This window comes from Pseudohaemophilus parahaemolyticus, from assembly GCF_938021905.1.
Classification (GTDB): domain Bacteria; phylum Pseudomonadota; class Gammaproteobacteria; order Enterobacterales; family Pasteurellaceae; genus Haemophilus_A; species Haemophilus_A parahaemolyticus_B.
Genome location: NZ_CALIFA010000005.1, coordinates 18,553 through 29,265, shown reverse-complemented (window position 1 = coordinate 29,265; position 10,713 = coordinate 18,553). Strand labels below are relative to the sequence as shown.

Below are 10,713 nucleotides of genomic sequence, written 5' to 3'. Positions count from 1 at the left end.
AAAACTTAGCCGTAAAAGCAGGTCAAGCAGGTTTTATTTCTGAAACAGGGGCTTACGTAGGTCGCATTACCAAAGCCCTCTGGGGGCAATCCCAATCTGGTGCGAAATACCTTGATTTATCGATTGAAACCGATGACGGTTTAAAAGCAGATTATTTGAATGTGTATTATACCTCAAAAAACGGTGAGCCTATTAGTTTTGGCAAGAATATGATTCAAGCCATTATGGGGTGCTTAGGTATCCAACAGCTAACCGCAGTAAATACAGGGCAAGCCATTACCGTACCTGAATTACAAAATAAACGCATCGGCTTGTTCTTGCAGAAAGTGTTACGTTTAAAACAAGATGGTAGTGATACACACACGCTTCAAATTGTCGTGCCATTTAGTGCAAACTCAGGCAAAACCTTACTTGAACACTTAGAAAACAAACCCGCTCAACGCGTGGAATGGTTGAAAGCGAATACCAAAGACAAAGACGAACGCAGCAAACAAAACGCTCCGCAAGCAAATTATCAAGCACAAAATGAATTCTACGGTAACGCACCTGCTCAACCGAACAATTCATTTGATGATGATATTCCGTTTTAAGAGTTAACCCTGATCCTTCAACATCTCAACCGCCTGAATAATTAGTTGGTTCTGAGGAATCCCACGCTCACGGCTTAATTGCTCAATATCTGCAATCACCGCAAGCGGTAATTTAAACGCTTTCAGTTTAATTCCGTGTTTTTCCTCAGAGCGTTTCACAATTTCGGTTCTTGACAATGCCATAATAAATCCTTAGTATTGATTGCGAAGAACGAGAGGGTTTCCCCTCCCGTTGAATTATCACCAAGTTAGTAGGCTGGGGAGCTTAACACTAACAAGATGATAACTAGGATAATGAACTTAATCATAACGTTATCCTCTTCACAGTTGGGTGGATTAAAGGTCGCACCCAGCTCGTTTTCAACAGTATTGCTGAAAACAGGATTATTATAGATTAGTTAACTAATTAAATCAAGAACCAATTCATTAAGCCATCGTTTTTACGGTGGCTTTTTTATTTGACAACCGCCCCTACTTCGGATTAAAATGCCCCCACTTTTAACAGAAAGTCGATAGCCACAATTAAGTTAAGTGGCTTTTTTTATATCTGGAATTTGGGAGCGGTTATGACGGAACCTTTTTTAGTGATTGATGAAAATATGAAATTACAAATCTATTTACATAATGACAAGCCAGTTCAACTCTCAAAACTCTGTGAAAGTTTAGATGGTATTTCTCGCGAATATGCACATTTTGTCAACCTCTCCAGCGAAGATTTAAATCTTGAGCCTTGCGACAGCAATATTTACGTCACGCAAATCACCAAAGGCAGTATTATTGTTGAACTTGGCACATTAGTTGCTGCAACCTACCCCATTATTCAACATAGCAACGTTATTTTTGAATTTGGCGAACGATTAGCAAAAATATTTAACTGGCTAATGGGTAATGATGAACAACCAGAAAACGTAACTACAAATCAATTGCGCCGACTTCATAGTGCCTTAGAGCCTACTGCTGTTGATCCAAAAGGCAGTATCTCAATTGGCTCAATCAACATAAACGGCGACATTCATATTCATTTTGAAGCCGACAGCGCAAAATGCAACGCCCTACAGAATCGAATCAACAAAGAAATTGCCAAGATGAAAGAACCAATTATCGGCTTTCAAAATGGCTGTGCGATGATTTGGGCGCAAACCGCCACTAATCGACACGTTGATAAAGGCATTATCGAAGCGTTCACTAGTAAACCTGTTAAAGTCACCTTTGATAACGATACGCTCAAAGAAACCATGGTTATGCGGGAACACCCTTACAAAAAAATCTTTATTGTTGATGTCATGGTAAACAGCGTAGAAGACCAAATCGTCTCTTATCATATTCAGAGATTAGTTGATGTAATCGATAAAACTGAAATTTAATTTGACAACACCGCTCATATCGGATTAGGATACCTTCACTTTCAAGCTGTCTTTTGACGGCTATTTTTGTATCTGAGAGAATAAAAAAGGGCATTACGCCCCTTTCATCTCCTTCTGAAACAACAAAATCCCCTCGGTGACAATTGCTGTTTTAGATTTGCCTGTGGCTTCAGAAAGCTCAGCAAGCAAAGCGATAATATCTTCACTCAATTTATAAGATTGAAGACGCACGCCCCGTTTTTCATCTGAACGTTTTTGGATTTCCCCAAGACTTAAGCCTGATTTTGGACGACCACGAGCCATAATACCTCTTGAAAAATATATCACTTAGCGTTATATTATGGAGACCGCAGGGGAGCGGACACTCCCCTTTGGTTAATCCCTAGTAAGCTGGCAGGCTTACTAATAATAGGATTAAGATAATGATGATTTTGTGTGAGAATTTCATCTTATCTACTCCGATAGACCGCCATCGAAAGTGGCGGTTTCTTATTTTCAGACCACCTGAAAACGAGATTATTATAGTAAATACTAATTATTTAAGCAAGCTATTTTTTAGTTTTTACTAGAATAATTTTATTTGACAACCCCCACATTGAGTAGTAATATCCACCCCATAGGTGTCGAAACCTTCAAAAACATAGCGGAAATCCGCACCCGTCAGACAAGCGGTTTTTTTTGTGTCTAAATTTTGCAGATCGTTTTCCTTACCATTAAAGCGATTTGGAAACTCAATGTCGAGAGGGCGGAGAATACAATACCCGAAAGGGGAATAATCCCAGCCGTTCTATGTTTCGGTTTTCGAACCTCTCGGCACCCTATTAAATAGGGTAAATTTCGAAAATAAAAATATAGGAGCAGACTTATGTCTAATCAAATTACTACTCAAACACTTTCTTTTCACGGTTCAGATCTTATTACTTTAAAAGTTGAAGATGTTATCTATACAGCAGTAAAACCTATCGTTGAAGCTATGGGTTTAGACTGGGGTGGACAGCAACAAAAGCTAAGTAAATCAGGCGATAAATTCAACTGTAGAGATATCTCTATGGTTGCTAAAGACGGTAAAATTCGCCAAATGCTCTGTATGCCTCTTAAAAAACTTAACGGCTGGCTATTTAGCATTAACCCTGAAAAAGTAAGAGCAGACTTGCGAGAAAAAGTAATCCAATACCAAGAAGAATGTTTTGAAGCTCTCTACAACTACTGGCACTTAGGTAAAGCCGAACGCACGATTAACCCAGAACAACAGCAAGCAATCCAAGAGGCAGTCGTGAAAGCTCATCACCGTACTGGAATGAGTTACGCAGAAATCTATCGCCAACTTAAAAGTCTGTTTAAAGTGGGCAAATACGACCAACTCAAACCCTCACAATTTGAAAATGCCATCAGCTTTCTAGCCACACTCGGTAACAGCTACGCCCCGATTGACCGAATGGATAATCTGGAGCTAACCGAACAAGAGTGGCTCGACTGGCAAAACTTCTACTATGCCGTTACAAGATTTTCCGAAAGTGTAGAAACCCTAATACACGCATTACGCTCATTCCGTAGTCATCAGCAAAACAGCGTAGAATTTAACTTGGACGTGGTTCAGCGATACATTCGCACCACCAACCCAGCCGTCAGAAAAATTAACGACCGCATCAACCGCACCAATCGCCGACCGCTTGCAATCGGACACTACAATGAATCCGCAACCTCAGTCGCAGTATTTAAATAAACCTTAAATACTCAACCGACCTCACCTGAAACAACGTGAGGCGGTTCCCTACACCCAAAATTTGAGGAACGCACCATGACCGAAAAACAACTCCGCCTACAAATCAAATGGTACTGGCACAACTTCGCCCAAACAGGCAACATCGAATACTGGTACAAAGGCTACAACGCCTTTAACCAACTCGCAAAAATGATTCTATAAACCCACGCCCTTAGTTTTAAGGGCGTTATTATTTGGAGAGAAATAATGGAACAAATAGAACGCCGATTATATAATTTAAAATCCGTTGCAAATATACTCGATGTGAGTGTGGCAACGATTTATAGACGCTTAGATAGCGATCCATTCTTCCCCAAACCTAAACTGGTTGGAGGGAAGAACTTTTGGTCGGATATTCAGATTAAAGAGTATATTGAATTTATTGAGCAAGGAGGCTATAACAATTAGCAGCACATCAATGCTCGCCCCTCTGTCGATTTTTCGACAAAATCTCCCCACCATTGCATATATTCGATCCGTTGTGGCATATACTTTGCTTTATTGTATGTGCCACGCACGGAGGAATATTCAAAATGAGCTAAACATACCTCTATTATTTCGCTATTAAACTCAGCCTCATTCATCACAGTACTAAAAATCGAACGCAATCCGTGTGCCGTTAAAATATTCTTATAACCAATCCGACTTAATGCCTTATTTGGCGTTTCTTTCGAGATAGGTTGATGAGGATTTTTCTTACTTGGAAACACAAAAGGGCTATTGTAGCGATTCAACTTTTGTAATAACTGCAATACATTTATTGCTTGCGAAGAAAGCGGTAAAGTAAAATCCTGTACCTTTCCTTGTCTGCCTTTCATTTTTTCTTTCGGGATTTCGATTAAAGCATTTTCAAGATTGACTTCTCACCATTCTAATTGCGTAATTGCACCTGCACGTCCTGCAGTTAATAGCAAAAGTTCTAATGCACAGCGTGTTTCAATTTCTAGCGTACTATCTTGTAAATCAGTAAATAATTGGGGTAATGCTTCGGGTCTAATCGTTGGATTATTTTCCGCAACTGGCTTAATAAATACCCGTCCAATGTCAGCGGTTGGGTTGTATTGAATGACTCCACGATTAATCGCATAAACCATAATCTGATTCAAATAGCCAATCATGCGATGAAGTGTATCAAGTTTCCCTTCTCTTTCTAATGGTTTTAATTTCTCAATGGCTAATGGAGCTGAAATGTCTGAGATAGGATAATGCCCTAATATTTTTAGTAAGTGACGATCTAGCCGCTTACTAATATCTTGAAATGTCACTAATTTTAATCGCCCAGTATCTACCTCATTCTGTTTGAGTAAAAGCCATTCTTTTGCCATCGCTGATAATGTGAATTTTTGTTCACTTAATGCCTGTTGCGTCTGTTGCAAGCGATAATCTTACGGATCAATATTTTTGCAAGCAACAAACGATATAAATCTCTAACTTCTCTTGCCTCTTTTAATGAAATCTCAGGAAAAGCTCCCAAGCTGATCAATGTTCGTTTTTTAGTAAAAGGCTTGTAATATTGGAAACACCAAATATTAGATCCTGTTACCCTTACTAATAGAAATAAACCACTGCCATCCGATAATGAATAATCTTTTTCTTTTGGCTTAGCATTATTGATTTCTGAATTGCTTAATGGTTTTACCGAAACCGCCATATAATCCCCTTTGGTATTAAAAAATAGGAAAAATAATAAGTGATTTTGGTATTATGTCGGCTTTTTGGTATTACAAATAGAAAAATCACTTAAAATACTTACCAAATATAATACCAAATTTATGAGATGGAATGATAGAGCTTGATAGGGATTGAGAGAGCTAAAACGGCTAATAGCTTGATTTAGCTAAATAAAAACCCTCATTTGAGAGGGTTTGATATGGTTCGAAATAAATATATGGTGCGACTAGCTGGACTCGAACCAGTGACCCCCACCATGTCAAGGTGATGCTCTAACCAACTGAGCTATAGTCGCATGAACGGCTTATATTTTATTGAAAAAGAGATTTGAATGCAAGTCTTTTCTGTTGCAAGCGGTGCTTTTTAGAGCAAATCTTGCATCCTGTTAGTTCTTAAATAGATCGCTTTATAGATCGTCAATTACCACATAGATTTTTGACACTGGGCCATGTACGCCAACAACTTTGATCAACTCAATATCTGCGGTCGCACTTGGACCAGAGATGATATTGATACAAGATGGCATACGTTCGCCTACTTGTGCTTTTTCGTGCAGAATTTGGGCTAATTGTGCCACACGTGGTAATACTTTGCTTTTACGTACAACCACCACAGAAGTGGTTGGGAGCAAGCTAGTTGAGCGTCCGTTATCTTTGGTGGCAAATAACACAATACCACCAGATTCCGCTAAACCATATTCGCCGTGGACAATACCGATGTTGGCTGCAGCGGATTTTTCGATATTCTCTTCATCTTTGCTAAAATCCCATACATAGCTGTCAAAGTTTGCTTTTACAGCATCAGTAATGCCAAGCTCTGCCAAGCGTACATCGTTATTTAACACTACACTACCACCGCCATATTTTTGGCAGACATTTAGCACCGCTTGTGCTACATCAACTTCTTTGGTTTCCACTACATCAACCAACAATACTTTAGCAAAACTTATAAATTCGTTACACAACTCTTGTTGTGAAAGGTGCGTTAAGCGGGTTGTTGGGTGATCGTTTACTGGAGCTTCCATTTGATCTGGTACGAGTTTGCGTTCACGCCCCATTTTCTCCGCTAATTTATTTAAGAAATTCTCTCTGTTTTCTAGGTTCATTTTTATGTCCTTAGTTATAATGAAAATAGATGCAAAGTTTCTCTCTCCCATAAGGGGAGAGAGCTTGGGCATCTAATTACTTACGTTTCGCAAACCACTCGCGGAAGCTTTCACCTTCAGGGGTTGGTAAATCACGTGCTTTTGTCCATTCACCTAATGCACCTGCTTGAATTGGGGCTTTACCATTGCGGATCAGTTTACCCATCAATTTGGCACCCACTTTCACGCTGGCATTCCACACAGCTGGGTGTGAGTTAGCAAAGGTGAAGCCTTTAATTTCAATTTGTTCAAGTTTCGGTGTGCGACCTTCTTCCACCAATTTCTCACGGTGTTTTAAGATAAGTTGTGCCAGTGGAATTTTCACAGGGCAAACGCTATTGCACGCATTACAAAGCGAACAAGCATAAGGTAACTCTTTGAATTCATCGTAACCACCAAGTAACGGAGATATTACCGCTCCGATTGGTCCTGGATAGATTGAACCATAGCCGTGACCACCGATTTGGCGATACGCAGGGCATGTATTCAAGCACGCTCCACAACGGATACAACGTAAAACTTCTTCAAATTCGCTTTCTAAAATTTTTGAACGACCGTTATCAACAATCACTAAGTGAAAATCTTCAGGACCATCAACTTCACCTTCTAAACGAGGGCCAGTTAACCAAGTGTTATATGCTGTTAATTTTGCACCTACCGCACTACGGCAAAGCATGGTGATTAACACGTCCACTTCTTTGAATGTTGGGGCAATACGCTCCATCCCCATTACTGCGATATGTGTTTTTGGCACTGTGGTGGCTAAACGTAAGTTACCTTCATTCGTTACCAAGCAGACAGAACCTGTTTCTGGCACAGCAAAGTTACAACCTGAAATCCCAATATCGGCTTCTAAAAAATCTTTGCGTAAGGTTTTACGCACAAAAGCGTTCATCTCTTCTGGTTGTTCACTGCCTTCATAACCTAAAACTTCATGCAATTCTTTGCGAATACGGTGGCGATCTTTGTGAATTGCAGGCACAACAATGTGAGAAGGTTTATCACCCACGATTTGTAGTAAGTATTCGCCCAAGTCGGTTTCCACCACTTTGATGCCTTCTGCTTCTAAAACGTGGTTCATACCGATTTCTTCAGTCACCATTGATTTTGATTTCACAATGGTTTTTGCCTTTTTTTCTAATGCAACTTGGCGAATATAAGCGGTCGCTTCTTCTGCAGTTTCTGCAAAAAAGACTTTCCCTCCATTTTGAGTCACTTTTTCGCTTAATTGGTAAAGGTATGCGTCTAAGTTAGCTAAAACGTGGTTACGGAATTGTTTAGAAAGCTCTCGCCATTCTTCCCAGTTGCCTAATTCGTCCACCATTTTTTGGCGGTTTGCACCGATAGTTTCTTGTGCTTTTACTACCGCTTTACGCATAATTTCGTTATTAACTTGTTGTTCTACACGTTGTTTAAACGGCAAGTGACTGGTTTGTAAATGTGACATCTTACGCATCTCCTTCTTCCTGCATTAGCACTTCTGCGATATGCATTACTTTTACGTTTTTACCTTCACGGCTTAAACGACCTGCAATGTTCATTAAGCAGCTGACATCTGCACCGACTAAATAGTCTGGCTCTACTTCTGAGATATTCACAACTTTTTCTGTTACCATTTCACCTGAAATCTCTGCCATTTTTACCGAGAATGTGCCGCCGAAACCGCAGCAAGTTTGTTGGTTGTGAATTGGCATTAACTCTAACCCTTTTACATTTTGAAGCAGGGTTAATGGCTCATTCACTACGCCTAATTTACGAGTTAAGCTACAAGATGGGTGATAAACGGCTTTGCCTGTTAAGCGTGCACCCACGTTGGTTTTGCCTAAAACATTCACAATAAAAGCGGTTAAATCGTGGAAACGATTTGCAACTTTTTCTGCACGTTTTGCCCATTCAGGTTCACCAAAACGAGTGAAATATTCTGAGTAGTTTTTGATTGCATATACGCAAGAACCCGCAGGGGCTACAATTGGATAATCATTCACTTCAAAAGTTTCAACTAATTTTTTCATTCCTGCTACGGCATCTTTTGCATATCCGCTGTTAATTGCAGGTTGTCCACAACAGCCTTGTTTTTCAAGGAAAATCACGTTACAGCCTAATTTTTCGAGCAATAACACACTGTTTTTCGCCACATTGCTTTTTATAATGTCTGCGATACAGGTTACATAAAAATTCACGTTCATTTGAATTCCCACCTAATAAATAAAAATAAGAAATAATCGTATTTAGAAAGCCATAAATGACAAAAGGAAGCAAATGCTTCCTTTTAGTGTTTTTCCTATAGCTTACGCCATAGGTTACGCATAATTAAGCCCCTTTGGGACTTTCAAGCGGTTATGTTTTAAATTTCTTACATTCAGCAAGAGGTGCTGATTTATGCTTATCCTAGGGCGAAAGCCCTAGGAAATTATCTACACATTAAAGAATAATGGAATCACCGTTAAAGCAACGATTGCTGCAATAATACCGTAGATAAACATTGGTACTACAGTTTTCTTAATGATTGCCCCCTCTTGGTTTTCGATACCTAATACAGAGTTTACTGCCACGATGTTGTTGATACACACCATATTACCCATTGCACCGCCTGCAGATTGTAATGCAAGAACAAGTGAAGCAGAGAGACCTGTAATTTCAGCTGTTGATAATTGTACACTACCGAATGTTAAATTCGAAACGGTATTTGAACCTGAGAAGAATGCACCCACTGCACCTAAATATGATGCGAAGATTGTCCAATATTCTCCTGTTGCGTGAGCAAAGCTACGACCGATGATTTTCACCATTGACTCATCGCCCCCCACTAACATTAAGTTCACCATAATTAACGCACCGATTAGAGCGATGAATGGGTTACGAACTTGTTTTAAGCTGCTTGAGAAAATACCTTTCACATTGCTTGCAGACATTGAGAACACAGGAATTGCGATTAATACTGTGATTACAAATGGAATCAACGCTGGTACATAAAGCAATTTATAGCTTGCATTCATACCTGTGCCGAAGATATTTTTCAGGCTGAAAATTAAACCTTCACTGATCTCAAAGTGACCTAATGAACCTAATTGCATACCGACCCATTCAGTTGCATTGTTCATCATTGCTTTGAATGGTAATTGTTTAACACGAGTTAAAATTAAGAAAACAATTAATAAACCTGTCGGTAACAATGCTTTTGCAACTTCTTTACCTGTTACGGCGGTGTTATCTAAAGTATTTTCTACTTTCGCTAAACCAATGCCTTTATTTGCTAAGAAGATTGATAAGAACATACCAATTGCACCACCTACTAATGATGGGAATTCGTAGTTTACTTGAGCAAGTAAGAAATAAGGTACTACGCAAGCCAATACGCTTAAGTAAATGAAAACGATATTTTGACGAATTTCTTTCCAAGTTACGATAAAACTTAACGCAATCACAGGAATGATAAATGCCGCAATCGAGTGAATCGTTGCTGTCATAGAACCAATCTCTAAGATTTTATCTTCTGGAAGGTTCAATGGACCGAAACCGAACCATGTTGGTGTACCTACTGCACCAAATGAAACTGGCACTGAGTTCATAATTAACGCAAGAATCGCCACACGAATTGGGTTAAACCCTAAACCAACTAAGATTGGTGCTGCGATAGCTGCTGGTGTACCGAAGCCACTTGCCCCTTCAATCATAAAAGCAAACGCCCAACCGATAATCATCAACTGTGCTACAGGGTTTGGGTTAATGTTACCTAACCATTTACGCAGTGTATTTGTTACGCCAGACACTTCCGAGAAGCGGTTAAAGAGAATCGCACCGAAAATAACCGTTACGGGCGTTAATACATCAACCACCGCTGATGCAATTTTTGCACTAATAATAGAAACATCAGTTGCAAAGAAGACCAAATGAATAATTAATACTACTGCTGCAATCCAAGGTAGAGCAACATAAGATGGAAGAGCATTACGTTTTACCATTAGGTAAATCAATAATACAATTGGGAAAATACTAAGAAATAGAGCCATAAGGTTCACCTACAAAAAAGAAATATTTTTTTCTGATAGCAATTGCTAGTCGGACTTGATTGTAAACAACTTATTAAATAAAGATAGGATAATGTTACAGTTTTGTGAATTAGATCACGCTTTTTAAGTTTAATTGGTTAAAAAATAGATGAAACATTTTCGAGATAATTCA

The 10,713-nt window shown here is 39.3% G+C and carries 14 protein-coding genes and 1 tRNA gene; 5 read left to right on the top strand and 10 right to left on the bottom strand.

The window, feature by feature from the left end; all coding sequences use genetic code 11:
• Window positions 1–590: hypothetical protein (locus QMF79_RS00355; RefSeq protein WP_281772310.1), on the top strand; the 590-nt coding region annotated here is incomplete at its 5' end.
• 3 nt (window positions 591–593) lie between these two features.
• Here QMF79_RS00355 and QMF79_RS00350 read toward each other — a convergent pair.
• Window positions 594–773 (bottom strand): ribbon-helix-helix protein, CopG family, encoded by a 180-nt coding sequence (locus tag QMF79_RS00350; protein ID WP_281772309.1) that lies wholly within the window; start codon window positions 771–773, stop codon window positions 594–596.
• A gap of 383 nt (window positions 774–1,156) precedes the next feature.
• Here QMF79_RS00350 and QMF79_RS00345 point away from each other — a divergent pair, with 383 nt between their 5' ends.
• Complete coding sequence (locus tag QMF79_RS00345) at window positions 1,157–1,954, top strand: hypothetical protein (RefSeq protein WP_281772308.1); 798 nt, start codon at window positions 1,157–1,159, stop codon at window positions 1,952–1,954.
• 93 nt (window positions 1,955–2,047) lie between these two features.
• On the opposite strand, the gene QMF79_RS00340 is transcribed toward QMF79_RS00345, so the two are convergent.
• On the bottom strand, window positions 2,048–2,257 hold the full coding sequence (locus QMF79_RS00340; RefSeq protein WP_281772307.1) for a hypothetical protein: 210 nt from the start codon (window positions 2,255–2,257) through the stop codon (window positions 2,048–2,050).
• A gap of 562 nt (window positions 2,258–2,819) precedes the next feature.
• Here QMF79_RS00340 and QMF79_RS00335 point away from each other — a divergent pair.
• From QMF79_RS00335 to QMF79_RS00325, 3 genes are all read left to right on the top strand, one after another.
• Entirely contained in the window at window positions 2,820–3,677 is an 858-nt protein-coding gene (locus QMF79_RS00335) for a phage antirepressor N-terminal domain-containing protein (protein ID WP_281772306.1), read from the top strand.
• A gap of 75 nt (window positions 3,678–3,752) precedes the next feature.
• Window positions 3,753–3,878 (top strand): hypothetical protein, encoded by a 126-nt coding sequence (locus tag QMF79_RS00330; protein WP_281772305.1) that lies wholly within the window; start codon window positions 3,753–3,755, stop codon window positions 3,876–3,878.
• Window positions 3,879–3,923: 45 nt separating this feature from the next.
• Window positions 3,924–4,124 carry a helix-turn-helix transcriptional regulator gene (locus QMF79_RS00325; RefSeq protein ID WP_111313710.1) on the top strand — a complete coding sequence of 67 codons (201 nt, stop codon included), beginning with the start codon at window positions 3,924–3,926 and terminating at the stop codon, window positions 4,122–4,124.
• On the opposite strand, the gene QMF79_RS00320 is transcribed toward QMF79_RS00325, so the two are convergent.
• From QMF79_RS00320 to QMF79_RS00285, 8 genes are all read right to left on the bottom strand, one after another.
• Window positions 4,121–4,534, bottom strand: coding sequence for a tyrosine-type recombinase/integrase (locus QMF79_RS00320; protein ID WP_281772304.1), 414 nt, complete (start codon window positions 4,532–4,534; stop codon window positions 4,121–4,123). The two genes, QMF79_RS00325 and QMF79_RS00320, sit on opposite strands and share 4 nt — an antisense overlap.
• A gap of 45 nt (window positions 4,535–4,579) precedes the next feature.
• Complete coding sequence (locus QMF79_RS00315; protein ID WP_281772303.1) at window positions 4,580–5,092, bottom strand: tyrosine-type recombinase/integrase; 513 nt, start codon at window positions 5,090–5,092, stop codon at window positions 4,580–4,582.
• On the bottom strand, window positions 5,068–5,367 hold the full coding sequence (locus tag QMF79_RS00310; protein ID WP_281772302.1) for an integrase arm-type DNA-binding domain-containing protein: 300 nt from the start codon (window positions 5,365–5,367) through the stop codon (window positions 5,068–5,070). The genes QMF79_RS00315 and QMF79_RS00310 overlap by 25 nt, the downstream gene beginning before the upstream one ends.
• Window positions 5,368–5,605: 238 nt before the next feature.
• Window positions 5,606–5,682 (bottom strand) — tRNA-Val (locus tag QMF79_RS00305).
• A gap of 111 nt (window positions 5,683–5,793) precedes the next feature.
• Entirely contained in the window at window positions 5,794–6,492 is a 699-nt protein-coding gene (locus tag QMF79_RS00300; protein WP_281772301.1) for a LutC/YkgG family protein, read from the bottom strand.
• A gap of 76 nt (window positions 6,493–6,568) precedes the next feature.
• Window positions 6,569–7,978, bottom strand: a complete 1,410-nt coding sequence (locus tag QMF79_RS00295; RefSeq protein WP_005706685.1) for a LutB/LldF family L-lactate oxidation iron-sulfur protein — start codon at window positions 7,976–7,978, stop codon at window positions 6,569–6,571.
• Between the two features lies 1 nt (window position 7,979).
• Complete coding sequence (locus tag QMF79_RS00290) at window positions 7,980–8,717, bottom strand: (Fe-S)-binding protein (protein WP_281772300.1); 738 nt, start codon at window positions 8,715–8,717, stop codon at window positions 7,980–7,982.
• A gap of 228 nt (window positions 8,718–8,945) precedes the next feature.
• Complete coding sequence (locus tag QMF79_RS00285) at window positions 8,946–10,541, bottom strand: lactate permease LctP family transporter (protein ID WP_281772299.1); 1,596 nt, start codon at window positions 10,539–10,541, stop codon at window positions 8,946–8,948.
• Window positions 10,542–10,713: the final 172 nt, after the last annotated feature.

Coding starts and splice junctions, on each gene's coding strand:
- QMF79_RS00290 (WP_281772300.1), bottom strand. CDS start 8,717: ATGAACGTGAATTTTTATGTAACCTGTATCGCAGACATTATAAAAAGC.
- QMF79_RS00350 (WP_281772309.1), bottom strand. CDS start 773: ATGGCATTGTCAAGAACCGAAATTGTGAAACGCTCTGAGGAAAAACAC.
- QMF79_RS00300 (WP_281772301.1), bottom strand. CDS start 6,492: ATGAACCTAGAAAACAGAGAGAATTTCTTAAATAAATTAGCGGAGAAA.
- QMF79_RS00285 (WP_281772299.1), bottom strand. CDS start 10,541: ATGGCTCTATTTCTTAGTATTTTCCCAATTGTATTATTGATTTACCTA.
- QMF79_RS00320 (WP_281772304.1), bottom strand. CDS start 4,534: ATGAAAGGCAGACAAGGAAAGGTACAGGATTTTACTTTACCGCTTTCT.
- QMF79_RS00335 (WP_281772306.1), top strand. CDS start 2,820: ATGTCTAATCAAATTACTACTCAAACACTTTCTTTTCACGGTTCAGAT.
- QMF79_RS00325 (WP_111313710.1), top strand. CDS start 3,924: ATGGAACAAATAGAACGCCGATTATATAATTTAAAATCCGTTGCAAAT.
- QMF79_RS00330 (WP_281772305.1), top strand. CDS start 3,753: ATGACCGAAAAACAACTCCGCCTACAAATCAAATGGTACTGGCACAAC.
- QMF79_RS00295 (WP_005706685.1), bottom strand. CDS start 7,978: ATGTCACATTTACAAACCAGTCACTTGCCGTTTAAACAACGTGTAGAA.
- QMF79_RS00310 (WP_281772302.1), bottom strand. CDS start 5,367: ATGGCGGTTTCGGTAAAACCATTAAGCAATTCAGAAATCAATAATGCT.
- QMF79_RS00340 (WP_281772307.1), bottom strand. CDS start 2,257: ATGGCTCGTGGTCGTCCAAAATCAGGCTTAAGTCTTGGGGAAATCCAA.
- QMF79_RS00345 (WP_281772308.1), top strand. CDS start 1,157: ATGACGGAACCTTTTTTAGTGATTGATGAAAATATGAAATTACAAATC.